A 22,986-nucleotide genomic window follows, 5' to 3' on the forward strand; every position below is an offset into this window, starting at 1 on the left:
ATGGCCGTTGTTTCCGAATCCTTCGCGCCGGTTGCGGCGACGAATCTGAGTGTTTCCCGTCGGCGGGTGATTGTCGGTACCACTATCGGTAATGCCCTGGAGTTTTTCGATTTCACGGTGTTCAGCTTTCTGATGCTGTTTATCGGGCCGCTGTTTTTCCCTGCGGCGTCCGCTTACGGGCAGTTGCTGCTGACCACCGCGACCTTTGGCGTGGGTTTCCTGATGCGCCCGGTCGGCGCGCTGCTGATCGGTTCCTACTCCGACCGCTTCGGCCGTCGCTCGGCGATGACCCTGACCCTGTTCCTGATGGGCCTGGGCTGCGGCCTGATGGCCTTGACCCCGACCTATGGCCAGATCGGCATGGCCGCACCCCTGATCATGGCGCTGGCGCGGCTGATCCAGGGTTTTGCCGCCGGTGGCGAAGTGGGGGCGGCGACCACCCTGCTGGTGGAACACGCCCCCGCATCGCAACGGGGTTTTTATGCCAGCTGGCAGTTCGGCAGCCAGTCGCTGGGGATCTTCCTCGGCGCGATCATGGTTGCGGCGCTGGTGGCGGGGCTGGATCAACAGGCGATGAGCGAGTGGGGTTGGCGGGTGCCGTTTTTCATCGGCATGCTCACCGCCCCGGTGGGCTGGTACATCCGTCGCCACCTGGAAGACACCCTGGTGCTCGGGCTGTCGACTGCCCACAGCCAGCAGGCCAGGGAACATGCGGCCCGCAGCAGTCCGCTGCGCGAGCTGTTCGGCCAGCACAAGCGGGCATTGGGCAAAAGCGTGCTGCTGATGCTCGGGGCCATGGTCTCGACCCAGATCATCGCCTTTTACATGCCGGCCTATGCCGCCAGGGTGCTGGGCCTGCCGACCACCTCCAGCCTGCTGGCCAGCGTGGTGGTGGGGGCGGTCTGTTTTGTGTTGTCGCCGCTGGTGGGCTGGCTGGCCGATCGCTGTGGGCGCAAGCGGGTGATTTTCTGCTCGCGCCTGCTGACTCTGCTGGTGATAGTGCCGTGTTTCCAGTGGCTGATCGCCGCCCCCAGCCTGTTCAACCTGCTGCTGATCATCGGCCTGCTCTCGGTGTTGCTGACCCTGCAGACGGTGCCGGGCATCACCATGTTGCCGGAGATGTTCCCCAAGTCGGTGCGCACCACCGGCATGGCGGCGGCCTACGGTATCGGGGTCTCGGTGTTTGGCGGCTTCGCCCAGTTTTTTGTCACCTGGCTGCTGCAGGTGACTGAGCAGGCGCTGGCGCCGGCCTGGTACATGATGGCGACGGTCGCCTTGTCCACCCTGGTGTTGCTGTGGATTCGCGACCGCACCGGTGAGGACATCGATCAGGCTGTGGCTTGAGCCCGGGCTCAGGCCGTGACAGGCAGCGCCTTCTGCGAAGTGCCCAGGAAACGCAGCAGGGCCAGCAACGGCAAGGCGCTGCCGACGCCGACTATGCCCAGCCAGCCGGCGTGTTCGTACACCGCGCTGGCAATCGACGAGCCGACCGCGCCGCCGATGAAGATGCTGGTCATGTACAGCGCGTTGAGGCGGCCACGGCTATGGGCATCCAGCGCGTAGACCGCGCGCTGGCCGAGGACCATGTTCATCTGCACGCAGAAATCCAGGACCACGCCGGTCACTGCCAGGCCGATGACGCTGTAGGCCGGGTGGACAAAGGCCGGCAGGAAGCTCAAGGCGGCGAACAGCATGGCCAGCAACGAGGCGACACGGGTGTGGCCGGCATCCGCCAGGCGTCCGCTGATGGGCGCGGCGATGGCGCCGATGGCTCCGACCAGGGCGAACAGGGCGATCTGGCTTTGCGACAGGCCGTGGTTGCGCGCCAGCTCCAGCGGCACCGCGGTCCAGAACAGGCTGAAGGTGGCGAACATACAGGCCTGGTAAAACGCCCGCTGGCGCAGCACCGGTTGCTGGCGCAGCAGGGTGCCCAACGAACCCAGCAACTGGCCGTAGGTGGCGCTGTGGGCAGGCTGGCGCTTGGGCACGGTCAGCAGCAGGACCAGGCTGATGGCGGCCATCAGCACGGCGGCGGCGATAAACATCGCGCGCCAGCCGAACAGGTCGGCCACCACACTGGACACCGGGCGTGCCAGCAGGATGCCCAGCAGCAGGCCGCCCATGATGCCGCCGACCACCCGGCCGCGGGACTCTTCCGGCGTCAGGTGCGCGGCCAGGGGAATCAGGATCTGTACCGACACTGAGCTGAAGCCGATCAGCAGCGAGACCAGCAGAAAGGCGTTGGGTTGCTCGGTGAACCCGGCGCCCAGCAGGCTGGCGATGGCCACCAGGCTGGTGAGGATCATCAGCCGGCGGTTTTCCAGCAGGTCGCCCAGGGGCACCAGGAAGAACAGGCCCAGGGCGTAGCCGATCTGGGTCAGGGACACGATCAGGCTGGCCATGGTGCTGCTCAGGCCGATGTCCGGGGCGATCAGCTCGATGATCGGCTGGGCATAGTAGATGTTGGCGACGATGGCGCCGCAGCAGAAGGCGAACAGCAGCACCATGCCGCGGGTCATGGTCGTGGTGGCGGCGGGCAGCCCCTGGGTCGTGGAAGTCATGGCGATTCTCGTTGCAGCGAAAGGGATGCGGGCGAGGCTAAGGGGCTGGCCCGTGACGCGGTAGAAGCTGACGAGCGATAGCATTCATGCCCGGGAGGAATAAATGCCTGGCGGGGCCGGCCGAGAGCGGCAGACGACCGGGATCGCGTTGCGATGATACATTTACTTACATTCAGTTCCATAGCTCGCTCATTGTTCCGTGGATGCTGGAGTGCTTTCGTTTAGACCTCTGTGCCACCTTTCATCACAGGAAGCCCGTCCCATGAATCTGTGCCTTCGCCGCCTGCTCGGCGGCGCCCAAGCGATCACCCTCGGCGCACTGCTGCTGGCCGGCCTGGCCCAGGCCCAGGACGCACCGGGCATGCGCATCGGCGTGCGCGGGGAAATCACCAGCATCGCCGGCGACGCGGTGCGGGTGCACGTCAACAGTGGCGAGAACGTCACCATCAACCTCACGCCGCAGACCCAGGTCCGCGCCGTGACCCTGGCCAATATCGAGGACATCAAGCCCGGCAGCTACATAGGTTCGGCCGCCGTGCCGCAGGCCGATGGCAGCCTCAAGGCGCTGGAGGTCCATGTGTTTCCACCGCAGATGGCCGGCACCGGCGACGGTCATCGGCCTTTCGATCTGGTCAAGGGCAGCAGCATGACCAATGGCCGCGTCGGCGACCTGGTGGTGAGCAACGGCCGGACCCTGACCGTCAACTACAAGGGCGGCCAGCAGACGATCCTGGTGCCGGACGATGTGCCCATCGTCAACCTGGTGCCGGGTGACCGCAGCCTGCTCAAGGCCGGGGTCAAGGTGGTGATGTTCGTCTCCCAGAGCGCGGACGGCACGCTCACCGCGCAATCGATCTCCGCCGGCAAGGATGGGGTGACGCCGCCGATGTAGCTGGCTGGCGGTTACGTTGCCAGGTATTTCAACGGCCTGGTTTCGGATGGCCTTGTGCAGGGGCTTGGTTTAGGGTTTGCGGTCGTCTATCGCAGCGGAGGTCCCATGCACACATCAGTCTTCAATCCGCCCAGTGTCTTCAATTCCCTGCAGTACGGTTTCAGCCAGGCCGTGGAGGTGCGCGGTGGGCGGCGCCTGCTGCTGTCCGGCCAGGTGGGTGTCGATGAGCGCGAGGTCTGCGTCGGCCCGGGGCTGCGCGAGCAGACCGAGCAGAGTTTCGACAATATCGCCCGGGTCCTGGCGGCGGCGGGCGGCGACCTGAGTCACGTGGTCATGCTGCGGATCTACATTGCCGAGGCAGCCCGCGACCAGCAGGAACAGATCAGCCAGGTGCTGTTGCAGCGTTTCCCCCAGCAGCCGCCGGCGTCCTCGTGGATCATCGTCAGCGGCCTGTCCTTGCCCGAGTGGCTGATCGAGATCGAGGCGGAGGCGATGTTGCCTGAGCTGCACGAGGTTCGGGGCGCCGCCCTGGTCGATGTAGCCGCCGGGCTTTAGGCGCGAGCAATAAAAAAGCGACCCGAGGGTCGCTTTTTTCATGGGCCGGGGGCGTTATTTGCCGCCGTAGATCTGGTCGAAAACCCCGCCATCGTTGAAGTGGGTCTTCTGCACGGTGCGCCAGTCGCCAAAGGTTTTCTCCACCGAGAGGAAGTCGACTTTCGGGAAACGGTCGGTGTACTTGGCCAGGACTTTCGGGTCCCGTGGGCGCAGGTAGTTGTTGGCGGCGATTTCCTGGCCTTCCGGCGACCACAGGTACTTCAGGTACTCCTCGGCCGCGGCACGCGAGCCTTTCTTGTCGACCACCTTGTCGACCACCGACACCGGTGGCTCGGCTTCGGCGGAGACGCTCGGGTAGATGACTTCGAACTGATCGCGGCCGAATTCGCGGGCGATCATTTCCGCTTCGTTCTCGAAGGTCACCAGCACGTCGCCGATCTGGTTGGTCATGAAGGTGGTCGTCGCGGCGCGGCCACCGGTGTCGAGCACCGGTGCCTGCTTGAACAGCTTGCCGACGAAGTCCTTGGCCTTGTTCTCGTCGCCGCCGTTCTTCAGCACATAACCCCAGGCCGACAGGTAGGTGTAGCGGCCGTTACCCGAAGTCTTGGGGTTCGGCACTATCACCTGCACGCCATCCTTGAGCAGGTCCGGCCAGTCTTTCAGGGCCTTGGGGTTGCCCTTGCGCACGATGAACACGGTGGCCGAGGTGAAGGGCGCGCTGTTGTTCGGCAGGCGGGTCACCCAGTTGTCCGGCACCAGCTTGCCATTGTCCGCCAGGGCGTTGATGTCGGTGGCCATGTTCATGGTGATGACGTCGGCCGGCAGGCCGTCGATCACCGAGCGCGCCTGTTTGCTGGAACCGCCGAAGGACATCTGCAGGGTGATGTTCTCGTTGTGCTCGGCCTGCCAGTGCTTCTGGAAGGCAGTGTTGTAGTCCTTGTAGAAGTCTCGCATCACGTCATAGGAAACGTTGAGCAGGGTCGGAGCGGCCTGGGCGGCGCTGCCCAGTGCCAGGCCGGCGGCCAGGAGAGAGGCGCTAACGAGTTTTTTCACTGCACATTCCTTTTATTAGAGAGTGAAGGCAATTTGCCGCCGACTATAGCCGGGGCGGTATATCTCATTAAAGATTAAAAAGTGCTTTGCTTATTCAGTTTTCCTGGACCACTTTCGGGAACAGCGCGTTGCCACACCGCGAGCAGAACGCGGCGCCGTGCTCATGGTCGTTCTTCCTGCACACCGGGCAGTCGTGCTTGAGCTGTTCGCCGCGCAGGGCATTGGCCAGTTCCGCGGTGAAGATCCCGGTGGGCACGGCGATGATCGAGTAACCGGTGATCATCACCATCGATGAAATCACCTGGCCCAGTGGCGTCTTCGGCACGATGTCGCCAAAACCCACGGTGGTCAGGGTGACGATGGCCCAGTAGATGCCTTTGGGGATGCTGGTGAACCCGTGCTCCGGCCCCTCGACCACATACATCAGGGTGCCGAACACCGTGACCAGGGTCGATACGCTGAGCAGGAACACGATGATTTTCTGCTTGCTGCCGCGCAGCGCCGACATCAGGTAGTTGGCCTGCTTGAGATACGGGCTGAGCTTGAGCACGCGGAAGATGCGCAGCATGCGGATCACCCGGATGATCAGCAGGTACTGGGCGTCGCTGTAATACAGGGCGAGGATCCCCGGCACGATGGCCAGCAGGTCCACCAAGCCGTAGAAACTGAAGGCGTAGCGCAACGGCTTGGGCGAGCAGTACAGGCGCAGGCCGTATTCGATGGCGAAGATCAGGGTAAACCCCCATTCGATATAGGCCAGCACATTGGCGTAGTTCTGATGCACCTCGTCGATGCTGTCGAGGATCACGATCACCAGGCTGGCGAGGATGATCAGCAACAGGGTGCTGTCGAAGCGTCGACCGGCCACGGTGTCGGTCTGGAAAATCATGACGTAGAGACGCTCGCGCCAGTGCCGGTTGTTGTCCGTGTTGCTGTCCATGTTGTTCGCCTGAATCGAAGGTCAGCGAAGCCTAGGGGGATTGGCCCCGGTAGCGCAAGGCGTGCTGTCCACGGCGGCCTGGCGCAGCACCCGCAGCGCGGCGCGAACCAGCCAGCAGGCGAGGATAAAGGGTGCGGTGAGCACGGGCAGGCCCAGCGCGGCGAAGCCCGGGGCGAGCAGCAGCGCCAGGAGCATTCCCGGCAGGGCCAACCAGGATCGGCGGCGGTCCTGGCTCAGGGCCAGGGCGACCAGGGCACAGTTGTAGCCGCCAAGGCCCGGCAGGGCGCCGGCGTGGTCCTGTTGCAGCAGGGCGAAGCCCAGGCCCACCGCTGAACCGAACAGCGCCCAGGCAGCCGCCCGGCGATCAGCCAGCAGCAACCCCAGGGCAATCAGCACCCCGGCCAGCGGATGTTCGAGGAACATCACCTGGCCGAGCCCCTGGATCAGTGCCTGCAGCAGCGCCAGCGCATCGGGCTCGACCCAGGGCGCGGCGGCACTGGCGGGCAGCGGCGCGGCCAGGCCCAGCAGCAGCCAGCCGAGGCCGACGAAGGGCGCGGTGTAGGCCGGCAGGCAATATTGATCGCGGGCGCGTTTGAGCCATTGCCGGGTGAGGATCGCACTGACGCCGCCGCAGGCGATGATCAGCGGTGGCAGCAGCACCGACCAGTCGAAGCGCAGGCTCAGGAGCAGGCCAAGCAAGACCCCGTTGTAGCTGAACAGCCCGGCTTGCCGGTCGGCCTTGGCATAGCCCCGGCGCTGCGCGGTGAGCAGCCCGGCCACGCCACCCAGCAGCGCGCCACCGAGCGGTGCCGGAGCGCTCAGCAGGATGGCCAGCATGCACAACAGGCCGCACAGCGGATGGCGCTGGAGGAAGATCTGGCTGAAGCCGTTGAGCAGGGCGGTGGCCCAGTCGGGGCAGTGTTGATGGAATGGATGTGTGGACATGAGGGTGTCGGGATGAGGAAGTCTTGACCGCTGTGCGGTCATCGCGAGCAAGCTCGCTCCTACAGGGTGTGCATCGTTCCTGTAGGAGCGAGCTTGCTCGCGATGGGGCTCAGATCAGGGTTTCGATGCGCAGCGAGTTGGTCGAGCCCGGCTGGCCGAACGGCACGCCGGCGGTGATCAACAGCGTGTCGCCACGTTTGGCCATGCCTTGCGCCTGGGCGATTTCCAGGGCGGTGGAGCAGACCTCGTCGACCTGACGCAGGCGGTCGTTGACCACCGAGTGCACACCCCAGGCCACCGTCAGGCGCCGCGCGGTGGACAGGTTCGGCGTCAGGTTGAGGATCGGCACCGTCGGCCGTTCCCGGGCCGCGCGCAGGCTGGAGCTGCCGGACTCGCTGTAGTTCACCAGCACCGCCACCGGCAGGATGCTGCTGATACGGCGGATCGCGCAGCTGATGGCATCGGACACCGTGGCTTCGGCCTGGGGCCGGCTGACGTCGAGCTGGGCCTGGTAGTCCGGGCCGCTTTCCACCTGGCGGATGATCTTGCTCATCATCTGCACCGCTTCCAGCGGGTATTCGCCGGAGGCGGTTTCCGCCGAGAGCATCACCGCGTCGGCGCCTTCGGCCACCGCGTTGGCCACATCCGTGACCTCGGCCCGGGTCGGGGCGGGGGAGAAGCGCATGGATTCGAGCATCTGCGTGGCCACCACCACCGGTTTGCCCAGCTGGCGGCAGGTGCCGATGATGTTCTTCTGGATCTGCGGCACGCTTTCGGCCGGCACTTCGACGCCCAGGTCGCCACGGGCCACCATGATCGCGTCGCTCAATTCGGCGATCTCGCGCAGTTGGGTGACCGCCGAGGGTTTCTCGATCTTGGTCATCAGGAACGCCTTGTCGCCGATCAGCGCGCGGGCTTCGCGAATGTCCTCGGGGCGCTGCACGAACGACAGGGCGACCCAGTCCACCCCCAGTTCCAGGCCGAAGTCCAGGTCGCGGCGATCCTTGGCGGTCAGCGGGCTGAGGTCGAGCAGCGCCTGCGGGACGTTGACGCCTTTGCGGTCCGACAGCTCGCCGCCGTTGAGCACTGTGGTGTCGATGGCGTCGGCGTGTTTGGCGGTGACCCGCAGGCGTAGCTTGCCATCGTCCAGCAGCAGGTCCATGCCCGGCTCCAGGGCTTTGAGGATTTCCGGGTGGGGCAGGTTGACCCGGCGCTGGTCGCCCGGGGTGCTGTCCAGGTCCAGGCGCAGGGCCTGGCCACGGTGCAGTTGGACCTTGCCTTCGGCGAACGTGCCGACCCGCAGTTTCGGGCCTTGCAGGTCCATGAGGATGCCCAGCGGGTAGTTCAGCTGCTTTTCGACTTCGCGGATCCACTGGTAACGCTGGGCGTGATCGGCGTGGTCACCGTGGCTGAAGTTGAGGCGAAAGATATTCACCCCGGCCTGCACCAGCTCGCGGATATCGTCGATGCCGTCGATGGCCGGGCCGAGGGTGGCGAGGATTTTGACCTTTTTGTCAGGCGTCATGTTGGGGGCTCTCGAGGATCAGGATGGCGCGGAAGTCATTGACGTTGGTGCGGGTCGGCTCGGTGACGATCAACCCATCCAGGGCCGCGAAATAGCCATAGCCGTTGTTGTTGTCCAGCTCGTCGCTGGCACTCAGGCCCAGGGCGGCGGCGCGGGCGTAGCTGTCCGGGGCCATGATGGCGCCGGCGTTGTCTTCGGAGCCGTCGATGCCGTCGGTATCGCCCGCCAGGGCGTAGACGCCGGGCAGGCCCTTGAGGCTGTCGGTGAGGCTCAGGAGGAACTCGGCATTGCGCCCGCCACGGCCATTGCCGCGCACGGTGACCGTGGTCTCACCGCCGGAGAGGATCACGCAGGGAGCCGCCAGCGGTTGGCCATGCAGCACCACCTGGCGGGCGATGCCGGCGTGGACCTTGGCCACCTCGCGGGACTCGCCTTCCAGGTCGCCGAGGATCAGCGGGCTGAAGCCGGCCTGGCGGGCCTTCACCGCGGCGGCCTCCAGCGACTGCTGCGGCCGGGCGATCAGTTGGAAGTGACTGCGGGCCAGGCTCGGGTCGCCGGGCTTGACGGTTTCCGACTCCGGGCTTTGCAGCCAGGTGCGCACCGCCGCCGGGACCTCGATGGCATAGCGCTTGAGGATCGCCAGGGCCTCGGCCGAGGTGCTGGGGTCGGCCACGGTGGGGCCGGAAGCGATGACCGTGGCCAGGTCGCCCGGTACATCGGAAATCGCGTAGGTGTAGACGGTGGCCGGCCAGCAGGCCTTGGCCAGGCGGCCGCCCTTGATCGCCGAGAGGTGTTTGCGCACGCAGTTCATCTCGCCGATGGTGGCGCCGGACTTGAGCAGGGCTTTGTTGATCGACTGCTTGTCCGCCAGGCTGATGCCCGCGGCGGGCAGGGCCAGCAGGGCGGAACCGCCGCCGGACAGGAGGAAGATCACCCGGTCCTGTTCCGACAGGTCGCTGACCAGCTCCAGCACGCGCTTGGCGACGGCCAGGCCGGCGGCATCGGGCACCGGATGGGCGGCTTCGACCACTTCGATTTTTTCGCAGGGGGCGCCGTGGCCGTAGCGGGTGACGACCAGCCCGCTGACTTCACCCAACCAGCAGCGTTCGACCACCTGGGCCATGGCCGCGGCGGCCTTGCCGGCACCGATGACGATCACCCGGCCGCTGCGGTCGCTGGGCAAATGGGCTTCGAGGACGTGCTGCGGGTGGGCGGCGTCGATGGCTGTGGCGAACAGCTCACGGAGGAATTGTTGCGGATCGACCGACATGGCGGGCTCCCGGATTTCTTGTTATTCGAGGTGTGGCTGTAACGCAGCCTGTAGCCGCTGCCGAAGGCTGCGATAAGGTTCGAAGAACCTTCCTGCGATGTGCAAGTGCACGCCTGCTGCGCAGGCTATCGCAGCCTTCGGCAGCGGCTACAGGGGATTTCCTGGCGTTCTCTTACTTGTCGCGGATCGAGAAGTTGGCCATGTGTTCCAGGCCCTTGATCAGCGCCGAGTGGTCCCAGTTGCTGCCGCCGATGGCCGCGCAGGTGCTGAACACTTGCTGGGCGTTGGCGGTGTTCGGCAGGTTGATGTTCAGCTCCTTGGCGCCTTGCAGGGCCAGGTTCAGGTCCTTCTGGTGCAGGCTGATACGGAAGCCCGGGTCGAAGGTGCCCTTGATCATGCGCTCGCCATGCACCTCGAGGATCTTCGAGGAGGCGAAGCCACCCATCAGCGCCTCGCGCACCTTGGCCGGATCGGCGCCGTTTTTCGCGGCGAACAGCAGGGCCTCGGCCACCGCCTGGATGTTCAGGGCGACGATGATCTGGTTCGCCACCTTGGCGGTCTGGCCGTCGCCGTTGCCGCCGACCAGGGTGATGTTCTTGCCCATGGCCTGGAACAGCGGCAGGGCGCGCTCGAAGGCCTGGCTGTCGCCGCCGACCATGATGCTCAGGGTCGCCGCCTTGGCGCCGACTTCACCGCCGGATACCGGGGCATCCAGGTACTGCGCGCCTTTCTCGTTGATCCTGGCGGCGAAAGCCTTGGTCGCGGTCGGCGAGATCGAGCTCATGTCGATCACCACCTTGCCCGGGCCGACGCCCGCGGCCACGCCGTCGGCGCGAAACAGCACGTCGTCGACCTGCGGGGTATCCGGGACCATGACGATGATGAATTCGGCTTCCTGGGCCACTTCCCTGGGGCTGGCCAGGGCGACTGCGCCGGCGGCGACCAGGTCGGCCGGGGCCGCGTCGTGGTGCTGGGACAGGAACAGACTGTGACCGGCTTTCTGCAGGTTGGAGGCCATTGGGTGGCCCATGATGCCGGTGCCGATGAATCCGATTTTAGCCATGAGAAAATCCTCTTTTTGTTAGGTAGCACGCCCTCTGTAGGAGCGAGCTTGCTCGCGAAAAACGGCTAGGGCGCCGTGTTCATTCAGGATGCCTGCGTCATCGTTGACGATCTTCGCGAGCAAGCTCGCTCCTACAGCGATAAACGATGACGCGCTGCCCGATCAGATTGCGTTGTGGCTCTTGAGCCAGCCCAGGCCAGCCTCGGTGGTGGTCAGCGGCTTGTATTCGCAGCCGACCCAGCCCTGGTAGCCGATCTTGTCCAGGTGCCCGAACAGGAAGCGGTAGTTGATCTCGCCGGTTCCCGGTTCGTGACGCCCCGGGTTGTCCGCCAGCTGGACATGGTTGATCGCGTCCAGGTGGCCGGACAGGGTGCGGGCCAGATCGCCCTCCATGATTTGCATGTGGTAGATGTCGTATTGCAGGTACAGGTTGCTGCTGCCGACCTGTTCGCGAATCGACAGGGCCTGGGCCGTGTTGTTTAGGTAGAAGCCCGGGATGTCGCGGGTGTTGATCGCTTCCATCACCAGCTTGATGCCCGCGGCCTGGAGTTTTTCGGCGGCGTACTTGAGGTTGGCGACGAAGGTCTTTTCCACCGTGGCATCGTCGACGCCCTGCGGACGGATGCCGGCCAGGCAGTTGATCTGGGTGTTGCCCAGCACCTGGGCGTAGGCGATGGCCAGGTCGACCCCGGCGCGGAACTCTTCGACCCGGTCCGGCAGGCAGGCGATACCGCGCTCGCCTTTCACCCAATCGCCCGCAGGCAGGTTGAACAGCACTTGGGTCAGGCCGTGGGCGTCGAGTTGCGCCTTGATCTCGGCGGAGCTGAATTCGTAGGGGAACAGGTATTCGACACCACTGAAGCCAGCCTCGGCGGCGGCCTTGAAGCGGGCGAGGAAGTCCTGTTCGGTGAACAGCATGGACAGGTTGGCGGCAAAACGCGGCATGGTGGTCTCCTGTGAAAAGGGGGCTCTGTAGCCGCTGCCGCAGGCTGCGATAAGGCCGAAGGCCTTCGACGATCCTGAGATCTTGCGCATCCTGCGGATGCGATCGCAGCCTTCGGCAGCGGCTACATAGGGGGTCAGTCGAGCAGGGAAATCGCGGTCGGGGCGTCGTTGCCGACCAGCGCCAGGTCTTCGAATTCGTTGACCGCGTTGATCTCGGTGCCCATGGAGATGTTGGTGACACGCTCCAGGATGATCTCGACGATCACCGGCACCTTGAACTGTTCGAGCATTTCCTGGGCCTGGCGCAGGGCCGGCTGGATGCCCGACGGCTCGAATACCCGCAGCGCCTTGCAGCCCAGGCCCTCGGCGACCGCGACGTGGTCCACGCCGTAGCCGTTGAGTTCCGGGGCGTTGAGGTTGTCGAAGGACAGCTGCACGCAGTAGTCCATGTCGAAACCGCGCTGTGCCTGGCGGATCAGGCCCAGGTAGGAGTTGTTCACCACCACATGGATGTACGGCAGCTTGAACTGCGCGCCCACGGCCAGCTCTTCGATCATGAACTGGAAGTCGTAGTCGCCGGACAGCGCCACTACTTTGCGCGATGGATCGGCCTTGACCACCCCCAGCGCCGCCGGAATGGTCCAGCCCAGCGGGCCGGCCTGGCCGCAGTTGATCCAGTGGCGTGGCTTGTACACGTGCAGGAACTGCGCGCCGGCAATCTGCGACAGGCCGATGGTGCTGACGTAGCAGGTGTCCTTGCCGAACACCTGGTTCATCTCTTCATACACGCGCTGTGGCTTGACCGGCACGTTGTCGAAGTGGGTCTTGCGTTGCAGGCTCGATTTGCGCTGCTGGCAATCCTGCAGCCAGGCGCTGCGGTTCTTCAGCTTGCCGGCGGCCTGCCATTCGCGAGCGACTTCGATGAATACGGTCAGCGCCGAGCTGGCGTCGGAGACGATGCCCAGGTCCGGGGTGAACACCCGGCCGATCTGGGTCGGCTCGATGTCCACGTGGATGAACTTGCGGCCCTCGGTGTAGACGTCCACCGAACCGGTGTGGCGGTTGGCCCAGCGGTTACCGATGCCCAGGACCACATCAGACTTGAGCAGGGTGGCGTTGCCGTAGCGGTGGGAAGTCTGCAGGCCGACCATGCCGACCATGAGCGGGTGATCGTCGGGAATGCTGCCCCAGCCCATCAGGGTCGGGATGACCGGGATGCCGGTCAGTTCGGCGAACTCCACCAGCAGCTCACTGGCATCGGCATTGATGATGCCGCCACCGGCGACCAGCAACGGACGCTCGGCCTGATCCAGCAGGGCCAGGGCCTTTTCGACCTGGACCCGGGTCGCCGACGGCAAGGCCCGCGGCAGCGGCTGGTAGGCGTCGATGTCGAATTCGATCTCGGCCATCTGCACGTCGAACGGCAGGTCGATCAGCACCGGGCCGGGGCGGCCGGAGCGCATTTCATAAAAGGCTTTCTGGAAGGCGTAGGGCACCTGGCCGGGTTCCAGGACGGTGGTCGCCCACTTGGTCACCGGCTTGACGATGCTGGTGATGTCGACGGCCTGGAAGTCTTCCTTGTGCAGGCGGGCACGCGGGGCCTGGCCGGTGATGCAGAGAATCGGGATCGAGTCGGCCGAGGCGCTGTACAGGCCGGTGACCATGTCGGTGCCGGCAGGGCCGGAAGTACCGATGCACACGCCGATATTGCCGGCCTTGGTGCGGGTGTAGCCCTCGGCCATGTGCGAGGCGCCTTCGACGTGGCGAGCGAGGACGTGATCGATGCCGCCGACCTTTTGCAGGGCGGAGTACAGCGGGTTGATGGCGGCACCCGGGATGCCAAAGGCGGTATCGACCCCTTCACGGCGCATCACCAGAACGGCGGCTTCGATTGCTCTCATTTTGCTCATGGTTTTGTGCCTCTTACGTTTTGTAATTGTATACAAGTGGCTTTGCGCAGAGTGTATTCACGGCGAGCGTCGCAGGTCAATCCATTTTCTCTAGCGCTTGGGTGCGTTCGTCCGGTGCCGGTAAACAGGCGGCTTTTCGTCGGAAGCAGGGATTTGCGAAAATTATTGTATACAAAAACAAAATTTGTTGTGTTCTATTTGTTGTATCGATCTTCTTATCGGAACACCCAGATTTTTCCCAATAACAAAATAAGGACGGCACCCATGAGCGCTTTAACCTTGAACGTTGCAGTCAGCCTGGCCGGCAAGGCCCTGGCCTTCGGCCGCGAGATCAGCGCGGCACCCTTGACCATTGCGGTACTCGACGCCGGCGGGCATCTGGTGACCTTGCAGCGCGAAGACGGGGCCAGCCTGCTGCGGCCACAGATCGCCATCGGCAAGGCCTGGGGCGCGATCGCCCTGGGCAAGGGCTCGCGCCTGCTGGCGCTGGATGCGCAGCAGCGGCCGGCGTTCATTGCCGCGCTCAACAGCCTGGGGCAGGGCAGCGTGGTGCCGGCACCGGGTGGGGTATTGATTCGTGATCAGCAGGGGGCGGTGGTGGGGGCGATCGGCATCAGCGGCGACACCTCGGACATCGACGAGCAATGCGCGATCAGCGCCATCGAGGCGCAGGGCTTGCAGGCGGATGCGGGTGTGAGTGCCTGATCTGTAGCCGTGTAGCCGTGTAGCCGCTGCCGCAGGCTGCGATCGCACACAACGTGTGCGCAAGATCTGAAGATTGCTGAAGGCCTTCGGCCTTATCGCAGCCTGCGGCAGCGGCTACAGGGGCTGGGTTACTTGTCCGTTTCGCAGCCCTTGAGCACCAGGCGGATGATGGTCTGGGCGGCGGCTTCGTAATCGGACTCGTCCAGCTTGGCCTTGCCGGTCACCACCGAGATCTGCCAGTCGAAGTCGGCGTAGGTCTGGGTCGCGGCCCAGATGCTGAACATCAGGTGGTGTGGGTCGATGGGCGCGATCTGGCCACGATCGATCCAGGTCTGGATGCAATCGATATTGTGCTTGGCCTGGGCGTTGAGCTGTTCGACCTGGTCCGGGCTCAGGTGCGGAGCGCCGTGCATGATCTCGCTGGCGAACACCTTGGAGGCGAAGGGCAGGTCGCGGGAGATGCGGATCTTCGAGCGGATGTAGCCGCTCAGTACTTCACTGGGCACGCCGTCGGCGTTGAACGGGGTCGAAGCCTGGAGGATCGGCTCGATGATGCTTTCCAGGACCTCGCGGTAGAGGTTTTCCTTGGATTTGAAGTAGTAGTAGACGTTGGGTTTGGGCAATCCTGCCTTGGCCGCGATATCGCTGGTTTTGGTCGCAGCGAAGCCTTTGTCGGCAAACTCTTCACTGGCGGCACGCAGGATCAGTTCTTTGTTGCGCTCGCGGATGGTGCTCATAAACCAGGTGATTCCTTGCCTGTTCGGGCGGTTGCGCATGGTAGCACCGGCCTTGCGCGAGGCTCAAGAATGCCCCGGCGGCCCTCGTTGCGCGTTATGCTTCGCAGCATTTATCACCTCAAGGAACCCTGATCCATGGCCGGAAGCAGTTTGCTGGTGCTGATCGACGATATTGCCGCGGTACTCGACGACGTGGCGCTGATGACCAAGATGGCGGCGAAGAAGACCGCCGGGGTGCTGGGGGACGACCTCGCGCTCAATGCCCAGCAGGTTTCCGGGGTGCGCGCCGAGCGTGAGTTGCCGGTGGTCTGGGCGGTGGCCAAGGGCTCGTTCCTGAACAAGCTGATCCTGGTACCCGCGGCGCTGGCCATCAGTGCCTTCGCGCCCTGGCTGGTGATACCGCTGCTGATGCTCGGCGGCGCCTATCTGTGCTTCGAGGGCTTTGAAAAGCTCGCCCACAAGTTTCTCCACAGCAAGGCCGAGGATCAGGCCGAGCACCAGCAACTGATCGAAGCCGTGGCGGACCCGGCCACCGATCTGGTGGCCTTCGAGAAGACCAAGATCAAGGGCGCGATCCGCACCGACTTCATTCTCTCGGCCGAGATCATCGCCATTACCCTGGGCACCGTCGCCGACGCACCGTTGATGCAGCAGGTGGTGGTGCTTTCGGGCATCGCCATCGTCATGACCGTCGGCGTGTATGGCCTGGTGGGCGGCATCGTCAAGCTCGACGACCTTGGCCTGTGGCTGACGCAGAAGCCGGGCCAGGTGGCGAAAAGCATCGGTGGCGCGATCCTGCGCGCGGCGCCCTACATGATGAAAAGCCTCTCGGTGATCGGCACCGCGGCCATGTTCATGGTCGGCGGCGGCATCCTGACCCATGGCGTGCCGGCGGCGCATCACTGGATCGAGACTGTCACCGCGCACACGGCCGAGGCGGTTGGCGGGTTTTCGCTGATCATGCCGATGCTGCTCAATGCCGTGGCCGGCATCATCGCCGGCGCCGCGGTACTGGTCGTGGTGTCGCTGGGCGGCAAGCTGTGGCGCGCGGCCAGGGCCTGATTTACTGATGCCCCTCGCCGCAGTGGCGAGGGGCAGGTGCGAGGGGGGTCAGGCGGGGAGCAGTTGTGCGACCGCCAGGCCGATCTTGTTGATCGCCTGTTCGATCTTGCGGTTGGGCACGCCGGCAAAGTTCAGCCTGAGGCAATTGCGGTACTTGCCGGCCGCGGAAAAGATATTGCCGTTGGCGATCTGGATGTCCTCGGCTTCCAACAGCCGGTTCAGGGTGTAGGTGTCGAACTCGTCCGGCAGCTCCACCCACAAGGTGAACCCGCCCTGGGGTTTGCTGACCCGGGTGCCTTCCGGCAGATAGCGGCTGACCCACTCGGTCATCAGGTCGCGATGGCGCTGGTACTGTTTGCGCATCCGCCGCAGGTGCGGCAGGTAGTGACCCTTGGCAATGAATTCGGCCACCGCCAGCTGCGGCTGGGTCGCGGTGGTGCCGGAGCCGACGTATTTCATGTGCAGCACTTGCGGCAGGTAACGTCCCGGGGCGATCCAGCCGATCCTCAGTCCTGGCGCCAGGGTTTTCGAGAACGAACTGCACAGCAACACGCGCCCGTCGTCGTCGAATGACTTCAGGGTGCGCGGCCGCGGGTAGCGGAACGCCAGGTCGCCATAGATATCGTCTTCGATGATCGGCACGTCATAGCGCTGGGCCAGGCGGATCATCGCGCGCTTGCGGTCGTCCGGCATGATGTAGCCCAGCGGATTGTTGCAATTGGGCGTGAGCTGGATGGCCTTGATCGGCCATTGTTCCAGGGCCATTTCCATGGCTTCCAGGCTGATGCCGGTGACCGGGTCGGTGGGAATCTCCAGGGCCTTGAGGCCGGCGGCCTTGAGCAGCTGGATGATGCCGTGGAAGCAGGGGGAGGCGATGGCCACGATGTCGCCGGGTTCGCACAGGGCGCGGATGGCGATGGACAGGGCTTCCTGGCAGCCGCTGGTGACGACGATTTCCGCGGGCGTCAGGCGGCAACCGGAATCGACGCCGAGGCGGGCAATCTGCTCGCGCAGGCTCAGCACACCTTGCAGGTGGTTGTATTGCAGGCTAGGGCTGTCGCTGCGCCGGCTGATCCGCGCCAGGGCGGTCAGCAGCGGCTTGAGGGTCGGCGCGGTGGTGTCGGGCATGCCGCAACCCAGTTGAATGGCATTGGCGTTCTGCTCCTGGCGCATCAGGTCCTGCACCAGGTCCCACTGGGAGATATCCACAGGCCGCAACGACGGCCGTCCCATCTTCGGCAGCTCCGGCAAGCGCCGGCCGGCCGGGACGAAATAGCCCGACTTGGGCTTGGGGATAGCCAGTCCCGAGCTTTCCAGAACCCGATAGGCCTGTTGCACGGTGGTGAGGCTGACGCCGTGCTCGAGGCTCAGGGCCCGCACCGAAGGCAGACGCTCCCCCGGTCCGTATAACCCCTGCTCAATGCGGCTGCTGATGTATTCGGCGAGATTCAGGTATCGAGTCATGCGGGGGACTGTAGCGACTCATCTGTCGTATAAAAAGTTACAGATTTCACTTTTTTTGAAAATTTTTTAGGGCGAAAAGGCAATCTGTACTGAGAAAAATCATCCGTCGTGTACCTATAAGACAGTGGTTGCCTTTGGGAAGATGGCCCGCATCGCACTGTACTGGTTGTTCTTAAATACAGTTGCGGCGCAATTCAGAGTCCCCCCGGGCAACGTGTTACGGGCTTCCCCCTCAGGCTACTTTAGACGATGACTTCTCAAGGAAGAGCAGGGTAATGACGGCAAGGATCAAACTGACTCCGCAGATGGCTGAGTACGAGCAGAAATTCACCGACGGTGGTGAGGTTCGCTGGCTTCCTTATTTGATGTATTTCCATCCTACCGACCACCGTTCGGAGGTGGTCAATACAGATGCCTCGGGCTTCCGCTATTCGGAGTTGCTGGGCATACAGTATTCGGTGGTCAACAGCCGCCACGCCAAGAGCGTGCGGGTGCTGGCCGGCAGCTCGACCGTGTTTGGCATCGGTGCCAGCTCGGATGCCTGGACACTGCCTTCGCGCCTGGCCGAGAACGATCCGGACAGCAAACCCTGGATCAACTTCGGCGGACGCAGCTTCAACTCGACCCAGGAACTGACGCTCTTCACCCTTTATCGTCATTTGCTGCCCAAGGTCGACGAGATCGTGCTGTTTTCCGGGTTCAACAACCTGGGGCTGGCCCGCCAGCCACACAGCAGCCGTGGCGAACACGGCGCTTTCTTCAACTGCAATCAGTTCTTCGACGCCATGCGTCCGGAGACTCAGGCCCCCAAGCGCGGCATGTTCCGCGCCTTGCTCGGCAAGGAACAGGAAGAGCCGACGCCCGAGCCGCCACCGACCATGGAAGAGCAGATCGACTACGCCGCCGACCTGACCCTGCGTCACCTGGATACCTGGCGCGCACTGGCGGCCGACATGGGCGCCAAGCTGACCTTCATTCTGCAGCCGCTGGCCGGCTGGGTCCGGGAAAAGGGTTGCGACGAGGAAGAACAGCTGTTCGCCGAGTTGGATCGCGCCGGCAGTTTCAGCGAGGTCTATGGCGACATCCTGCAGCCCAGCGTCTGCGAGGCCTATGCCGCCCGCCTGCGCGAAGGCGCACAGAAGATGGGCGTGCGTTTCGTGAACATTACACCGCTGCTGTCCGAGGCCCTGCGGCCTGAACAGTGGTTGTTCGTCGACCGTATTCACTTCACCGACCAGGGGAACGATTTCGTCTCGAAAATCATCCTCGATGTTCTTTAAAGGAGTCTGCCATGAGTTACATCAAGAGCTTGTTCCAACGCCTGTTCGGCAAGAAGAAAAAGAAGAAGCCGGACTCTTCGATCTACCCGATGTTCTGATCTCGACACCCGACGTCATTGCTTGCCGATGACTGAGGGCCGGCAATGGATTGCCTTGGTCTCCAACCTGGAAGGGAAGTAAACAGTATGTGGCGCCAGTTTTATCGATCAGTCAGCAATCCCGAGAGCTTTCTGGGGGATGTCAGTATTCGGCGCCTGATGGGCCTGGCCGCACCGGGTGAAGCCGATGCGGGTGGCCTGGCCGGGTTGCGGGTACAGATCGAGCACTGGCGTGACGAGCAGGCCCGGGCTTACCGCGAACTGGCCAGCCAGGCCGCGGAGCTGGGCAACCAACGGGAATTCGCCGAGGCGCTGCTGGCGCACTCGGCGCCACTGGCCTCGGTATTGGGCTGCTGGTTGCAAGGCATGAGCGCCCCCGGTGTCTTCGAGGACAGCGCGCAGCTCAAGCTCATGGAGCTGCTGGCCCACGACGTGGGCGTCGGGCGGCCCCTGGCATCGCGCGCCGATCACTTCAAATCGCTGTTGGTACAGTCGGGGCTGACCGCCTATGCGGTTTCGCCGTTCGAACTTTCCACGCTCCCCGACCTGCCTGACGAACTGTTCGAATTACCTGCATTGCTGCAAGCGGTCAGCCGCCGCAGCGATGCCTTTGGCGACACCCTGTGCGGCATCGATTATGCCTGGCGTGCCCTGGGGCTGAGCCCATGGTGGTCGGTGCTGGATGCGCAGCAGCTGGACGTCCGCCGGCTCGACCTGAACCAGCTGGATGAAACCGCGGAAGACAGTTCGGCGCTGGAAATCTCCCAGTGGGTCTGCGAGCAGGTCGCCAGCCAGGGCAGCCTTCGCCGCCTGCAACTGGAGGCGGGCGCCCAATGGTTGTTCGCGGCCCTGAAAACCTTCAACGAACGATTGCTGGCGCACTGCCGGGCCGCGGTATCGCCCGAGCGCCTGATGGGCAAGATGATCCAGCGCATGGCCCGGGCCGGCGCGGTCTATCACCAGGATTACAAGATGGAAGGCCGCAGCCTGGCGCAGTGGCTGCGTGAGGCCCAGGTCGACCCCGTGCCGCTGCTGGAAATGCTTTCGCGCAGCCGCCTGATCGTGCCGGGCAATGCCGAGAAGAGCCTGCTGGTCAATACACTGGTCGCGCCGAACGGGCGCATGTTCCGGATTTTCAGCGAGGCCGACCTGAGTGTCATCCGCAAGTGGATCGATGGCCTGTCCGGCCCGATCCAGCGTGCGGAAGCAGTCGAAGTACCAGCGCCAACCCCTTGCAATGCAGTGGTTCGGCAGGTGCTGGGCGAGGACATTGCAGAGCAGGGCCTGTGGCCCAAGAGCTTGCGCGAGGCCTATTTCGTCTTGCAGGGCAGGGCGCTGGCGCCGCGCACCCAGGCTTTTGCCCAGGCTTATGTGACCCGTTGGCTGGAACAGTCGCGGCGCTCGCTGCAAAGTTCCGAACGCACTTTGCCTGAAGTCTGGAATGTCGGCGTCTTGCGCGAATGGTTGCTGGACAAGCACGACCGCCACGGCCAGGAGTTCGAAGAAAGCGACCCGGCGGCCATGCCGTCGCGCGAAGAAATCGTCGACTCCACCCTGCAACTGGCACCGCTGACCCTGATCGACGGCGCCTGGCTCCAGGGTTTCACCGACCTGACGCTGGCCTCGTCCCATGTCGGTTACGCGCTGTTCCAGACCTATTGGGATGAGCTGGGTAACGGCTCCTATGCGTTGAACCATCCGAAAATCTACCGCGACGGCCTGCGCCAGATGGGCCTGGAGCTGGCGCCCACCGGTGCCCGCGAGTTCGCCGAGGATGAGCGGCTGCGCGAGGCGTCGTTCCGCTTGCCGGTCTACTGGCTGTGCCTGGGCAAGTTGCCGGTGACCTTCATGCCGGAAATCCTCGGCATGAACCTGGCGATGGAGCTGTCGGGGGTGGGCGGCAGCTATCGCTCGGCCCGGCGCTTCCTCAGGCACTACGGCTTCAGCACCGCCTTCGTCGACCTGCACAACACCATCGATAACGTCTCCACCGGGCATTCGGCCTGGGCGGTGGACGCCATCGATGCCTACATGCGCCAGGTCGCCGCCTCGAAGCCGGCGGAACTGGCAGAGCACTGGCAGCGGGTCCGCGTCGGCTACGAGTCCCTGGCACCGCAGCCGGACCGCCTGACGTCCTGGTTGCAACGCCTGGGCATCGGCTCTGCGGGCGCGGTGCTGCCCCGGAGCAAGACGCGGGGCGAGGATCAGGCGCTGCTCCATCACGAACCTATTGTCCCTGCCGCGCCGCTGGGCGTAACGGCCTGAACATCAAGGAGTGTTTATGTCTCTGGTCAATGTGCACAACGAGTGGGATCCGCTGGAAGAAATGATCGTCGGCGTCGCCCAGGGCGCACAGGTGCCGCGACCTGATCGCGGGCTGTTCGCCCTGGACTACAGCGAGCAGCACGATTACATCGAGGAGATTCCATCCGGCCCCTATCCGCAGCAGGTCATCGAGGAGGCCAGCGAGGACCTGGACGCCTTTGCCGCCTTTCTGCGTTCCCACGGGGTCATAGTGCGGCGCCCGGACGTCACTGACCATCGCGCGGTATTCGGCACCCCAGCCTGGAAAACCGACGGCGAATACAACTATTGCCCGCGGGATGTGCTGTTGCCCATCGGCCAGACCATCATCGAGGCGCCGATGGCGCTGCGCAGCCGTTACCTGGAACCGTTCGCCTATCGTCGCCACCTGGCCGAATACTTTGCCAGCGGCTCCAACTGGATCTCCGCGCCCAAGCCGCAGCTGCTGGACAGCACCTACCGGATCAACCCCAAGGACGGCTCGATCATTGCCAATGACGAGCCGATCTTCGACGCCGCCAACGTAATCCGCATCGGCGAGGACATCCTCTATCTGGTTTCCCGCAGCGGCAACGAACTGGGCTGCCAGTGGTTGCAGCGGGTGCTGGGCGAGCGTTACCGGGTGCACCCGGTGAGCGGCGTGTACGACGGCACGCACCTGGATACCACCATCACCGTGGTCCGCCCGGGGCTGGTGGTGCTGTGTCCGGAGCGGATCCGCAAGGACCAGGTGCCGGCGCTGTTCAAGAACTGGGACATCATCTGGGCGCCGGAAATGGTCGACACCGGCTATTGCTGGTCCTACCCGCGCGCATCGATCTGGCAGGGCATGAACTTCATCATGGTCAACCCGGCGCTGGCGGTGATCAACGACCAGCAGGTGCCGCTGATTCGCGCCCTGGAAAAACACGGTATCGATGTGGCGCCGCTGAAAATGCGCCATGCCCGCAGCCTCAGTGGCGGCTTCCATTGCGTATCGGTCGACATTCGTCGTCGCGGCACCCTTGAAGACTATCGTTGAGCGGAGCCTGGGGCATGCAGAATCTGGACTACTACGCCGTCATCCTGTTCGCGATTTCCACCTGCGTGACGCCGGGGCCGAACAACGTGATGCTGATGTCCTCCGGGGTCAACTTCGGCATCAGCCGCACCCTACGCCACGTCGCGGGAATCAACATCGGCTTTCCACTGATGCTGATCGCGGTGGGGCTCGGCGCCGGCGCGGTATTCCATCGTTATCCCAGCCTGCACGACATCCTGCAGGTGGTCGGTGCCCTGTACATGCTGTACCTGGCCTATCGGATCGCCACGGCGCCCACGGTCGATCTCGACGACCAGGGCGGGCGCCCGCTGGGCTTCACCGGCGCGGCGCTGTTCCAGTGGGTCAACCCCAAGGCCTGGATCATGGCGGTGGGCGCGGTCCTGGCCTACACCACTCCGGTCGGTTCCTACAGTGCGCAGATCCTGCTGATCGCCTTGATCTTCTTTCTCTTCGGCTCGCCCTGCTCGATGGTCTGGGTGCTGTTCGGACGTTATTTGCGGCGCTTTCTCAGCGAGCCGAACCGGCTGCGGCTGTTCAATATTTCAATGAGTGTGTTGTTGGTGGTGTCGTTGATTCCGGCATTAAAAAGCCTGCCGGTCTCAAGTTGGTTGCACGGATGACGGACTGTGCACAGA

The 22,986-nt window shown here is 64.2% G+C and carries 20 protein-coding genes; 9 read left to right on the plus strand and 11 right to left on the minus strand.

Translation table 11 applies throughout. From position 1 onward, the window contains the following. The coding region (locus J4E58_RS00005; protein WP_087088841.1) for an MFS transporter at positions 1–1,344 on the plus strand (1,344 nt) is incomplete at its 5' end. A gap of 8 nt (positions 1,345–1,352) precedes the next feature. Here J4E58_RS00005 and J4E58_RS00010 read toward each other — a convergent pair. Continuing rightward, on the minus strand, positions 1,353–2,561 hold the full coding sequence (locus tag J4E58_RS00010; RefSeq protein WP_087088839.1) for an MFS transporter: 1,209 nt from the start codon (positions 2,559–2,561) through the stop codon (positions 1,353–1,355). Positions 2,562–2,823: 262 nt separating this feature from the next. On the opposite strand from J4E58_RS00010, the gene J4E58_RS00015 reads away from it, so the two are divergent. Continuing rightward, on the plus strand, positions 2,824–3,453 hold the full coding sequence (locus J4E58_RS00015) for a DUF5666 domain-containing protein (protein WP_007922071.1): 630 nt from the start codon (positions 2,824–2,826) through the stop codon (positions 3,451–3,453). A gap of 105 nt (positions 3,454–3,558) precedes the next feature. After that, positions 3,559–4,008 (plus strand): RidA family protein, encoded by a 450-nt coding sequence (locus J4E58_RS00020; protein WP_007922073.1) that lies wholly within the window; start codon positions 3,559–3,561, stop codon positions 4,006–4,008. Positions 4,009–4,062: 54 nt separating this feature from the next. Here the strand turns inward: J4E58_RS00020 and J4E58_RS00025 are convergent, their stop codons facing one another. From J4E58_RS00025 to gcl, 8 genes are all read right to left on the minus strand, one after another. Further along, on the minus strand, positions 4,063–5,061 hold the full coding sequence (locus J4E58_RS00025; RefSeq protein WP_007922075.1) for a sulfate ABC transporter substrate-binding protein: 999 nt from the start codon (positions 5,059–5,061) through the stop codon (positions 4,063–4,065). Positions 5,062–5,155: 94 nt separating this feature from the next. Continuing rightward, on the minus strand, positions 5,156–6,001 hold the full coding sequence (locus tag J4E58_RS00030) for an ion transporter (protein WP_007922076.1): 846 nt from the start codon (positions 5,999–6,001) through the stop codon (positions 5,156–5,158). A gap of 21 nt (positions 6,002–6,022) precedes the next feature. After that, positions 6,023–6,946 (minus strand): urea transporter, encoded by a 924-nt coding sequence (locus J4E58_RS00035; RefSeq protein WP_087088837.1) that lies wholly within the window; start codon positions 6,944–6,946, stop codon positions 6,023–6,025. 109 nt (positions 6,947–7,055) lie between these two features. Next, entirely contained in the window at positions 7,056–8,471 is a 1,416-nt protein-coding gene (pyk, locus tag J4E58_RS00040) for a pyruvate kinase (RefSeq protein WP_087088835.1), read from the minus strand. Continuing rightward, positions 8,461–9,741 (minus strand): glycerate kinase, encoded by a 1,281-nt coding sequence (locus tag J4E58_RS00045; RefSeq protein ID WP_087088833.1) that lies wholly within the window; start codon positions 9,739–9,741, stop codon positions 8,461–8,463. The genes pyk and J4E58_RS00045 overlap by 11 nt, the downstream gene beginning before the upstream one ends. Positions 9,742–9,913: 172 nt before the next feature. Beyond that, the gene (locus J4E58_RS00050; RefSeq protein WP_087088831.1) at positions 9,914–10,804 is read right to left on the minus strand and encodes a 2-hydroxy-3-oxopropionate reductase; all 891 of its coding nucleotides are present in this window, start codon (positions 10,802–10,804) and stop codon (positions 9,914–9,916) included. A gap of 162 nt (positions 10,805–10,966) precedes the next feature. After that, on the minus strand, positions 10,967–11,749 hold the full coding sequence (gene hyi, locus J4E58_RS00055; protein ID WP_053260146.1) for a hydroxypyruvate isomerase: 783 nt from the start codon (positions 11,747–11,749) through the stop codon (positions 10,967–10,969). 134 nt (positions 11,750–11,883) lie between these two features. Further along, positions 11,884–13,659 (minus strand): glyoxylate carboligase, encoded by a 1,776-nt coding sequence (gene gcl / locus J4E58_RS00060; protein WP_087088829.1) that lies wholly within the window; start codon positions 13,657–13,659, stop codon positions 11,884–11,886. A 264-nt stretch (positions 13,660–13,923) separates the two neighbouring features. Between gcl and J4E58_RS00065 the strand changes: the two genes are divergently transcribed. Beyond that, complete coding sequence (locus J4E58_RS00065; RefSeq protein ID WP_007922100.1) at positions 13,924–14,364, plus strand: heme-binding protein; 441 nt, start codon at positions 13,924–13,926, stop codon at positions 14,362–14,364. A gap of 128 nt (positions 14,365–14,492) precedes the next feature. Here J4E58_RS00065 and J4E58_RS00070 read toward each other — a convergent pair whose 3' ends face one another. Then, the gene (locus J4E58_RS00070; RefSeq protein ID WP_007931453.1) at positions 14,493–15,101 is read right to left on the minus strand and encodes a TetR/AcrR family transcriptional regulator; all 609 of its coding nucleotides are present in this window, start codon (positions 15,099–15,101) and stop codon (positions 14,493–14,495) included. Between the two features lie 135 nt (positions 15,102–15,236). On the opposite strand from J4E58_RS00070, the gene J4E58_RS00075 reads away from it, so the two are divergent. After that, a complete protein-coding gene (locus J4E58_RS00075) occupies positions 15,237–16,163 on the plus strand; it encodes a DUF808 domain-containing protein (protein WP_087088827.1) in 927 nt (308 codons plus the stop codon). A 48-nt stretch (positions 16,164–16,211) separates the two neighbouring features. On the opposite strand, the gene J4E58_RS00080 is transcribed toward J4E58_RS00075, so the two are convergent. Further along, a complete protein-coding gene (locus J4E58_RS00080) occupies positions 16,212–17,627 on the minus strand; it encodes a PLP-dependent aminotransferase family protein (protein WP_009047750.1) in 1,416 nt (471 codons plus the stop codon). Between the two features lie 275 nt (positions 17,628–17,902). Here J4E58_RS00080 and J4E58_RS00085 point away from each other — a divergent pair, with 275 nt between their 5' ends. The 4 genes from J4E58_RS00085 (at position 17,903) to J4E58_RS00100 (ending at position 22,971) form a co-directional block, all read left to right on the plus strand. Further along, complete coding sequence (locus J4E58_RS00085; RefSeq protein ID WP_007931458.1) at positions 17,903–18,907, plus strand: hypothetical protein; 1,005 nt, start codon at positions 17,903–17,905, stop codon at positions 18,905–18,907. Between the two features lie 185 nt (positions 18,908–19,092). Next, positions 19,093–21,270 (plus strand): iron-containing redox enzyme family protein, encoded by a 2,178-nt coding sequence (locus tag J4E58_RS00090; RefSeq protein ID WP_087088825.1) that lies wholly within the window; start codon positions 19,093–19,095, stop codon positions 21,268–21,270. Positions 21,271–21,286: 16 nt separating this feature from the next. Beyond that, entirely contained in the window at positions 21,287–22,330 is a 1,044-nt protein-coding gene (locus J4E58_RS00095) for an inosamine-phosphate amidinotransferase (RefSeq protein WP_007931460.1), read from the plus strand. 14 nt (positions 22,331–22,344) lie between these two features. Continuing rightward, the gene (locus J4E58_RS00100; RefSeq protein WP_007931461.1) at positions 22,345–22,971 is read left to right on the plus strand and encodes a LysE family translocator; all 627 of its coding nucleotides are present in this window, start codon (positions 22,345–22,347) and stop codon (positions 22,969–22,971) included. The last annotated feature ends 15 nt before the right edge of the window (positions 22,972–22,986 follow it).

Origin of the sequence: Pseudomonas sp. FW305-25 (assembly GCF_017351415.1) — a bacterium.
GTDB lineage: Bacteria > Pseudomonadota > Gammaproteobacteria > Pseudomonadales > Pseudomonadaceae > Aquipseudomonas > Aquipseudomonas chlororaphis.

Coding starts and splice junctions, on each gene's coding strand:
- J4E58_RS00015 (WP_007922071.1), top strand. CDS start 2,824: ATGAATCTGTGCCTTCGCCGCCTGCTCGGCGGCGCCCAAGCGATCACC.
- J4E58_RS00070 (WP_007931453.1), bottom strand. CDS start 15,101: ATGAGCACCATCCGCGAGCGCAACAAAGAACTGATCCTGCGTGCCGCC.
- hyi (WP_053260146.1), bottom strand. CDS start 11,749: ATGCCGCGTTTTGCCGCCAACCTGTCCATGCTGTTCACCGAACAGGAC.
- J4E58_RS00065 (WP_007922100.1), top strand. CDS start 13,924: ATGAGCGCTTTAACCTTGAACGTTGCAGTCAGCCTGGCCGGCAAGGCC.
- J4E58_RS00090 (WP_087088825.1), top strand. CDS start 19,093: ATGTGGCGCCAGTTTTATCGATCAGTCAGCAATCCCGAGAGCTTTCTG.
- J4E58_RS00035 (WP_087088837.1), bottom strand. CDS start 6,946: ATGTCCACACATCCATTCCATCAACACTGCCCCGACTGGGCCACCGCC.
- J4E58_RS00010 (WP_087088839.1), bottom strand. CDS start 2,561: ATGACTTCCACGACCCAGGGGCTGCCCGCCGCCACCACGACCATGACC.
- J4E58_RS00075 (WP_087088827.1), top strand. CDS start 15,237: ATGGCCGGAAGCAGTTTGCTGGTGCTGATCGACGATATTGCCGCGGTA.
- J4E58_RS00020 (WP_007922073.1), top strand. CDS start 3,559: ATGCACACATCAGTCTTCAATCCGCCCAGTGTCTTCAATTCCCTGCAG.
- J4E58_RS00100 (WP_007931461.1), top strand. CDS start 22,345: ATGCAGAATCTGGACTACTACGCCGTCATCCTGTTCGCGATTTCCACC.
- J4E58_RS00050 (WP_087088831.1), bottom strand. CDS start 10,804: ATGGCTAAAATCGGATTCATCGGCACCGGCATCATGGGCCACCCAATG.
- J4E58_RS00080 (WP_009047750.1), bottom strand. CDS start 17,627: ATGACTCGATACCTGAATCTCGCCGAATACATCAGCAGCCGCATTGAG.
- gcl (WP_087088829.1), bottom strand. CDS start 13,659: ATGAGCAAAATGAGAGCAATCGAAGCCGCCGTTCTGGTGATGCGCCGT.
- J4E58_RS00095 (WP_007931460.1), top strand. CDS start 21,287: ATGTCTCTGGTCAATGTGCACAACGAGTGGGATCCGCTGGAAGAAATG.
- J4E58_RS00045 (WP_087088833.1), bottom strand. CDS start 9,741: ATGTCGGTCGATCCGCAACAATTCCTCCGTGAGCTGTTCGCCACAGCC.
- J4E58_RS00030 (WP_007922076.1), bottom strand. CDS start 6,001: ATGGACAGCAACACGGACAACAACCGGCACTGGCGCGAGCGTCTCTAC.
- pyk (WP_087088835.1), bottom strand. CDS start 8,471: ATGACGCCTGACAAAAAGGTCAAAATCCTCGCCACCCTCGGCCCGGCC.
- J4E58_RS00085 (WP_007931458.1), top strand. CDS start 17,903: ATGACGGCAAGGATCAAACTGACTCCGCAGATGGCTGAGTACGAGCAG.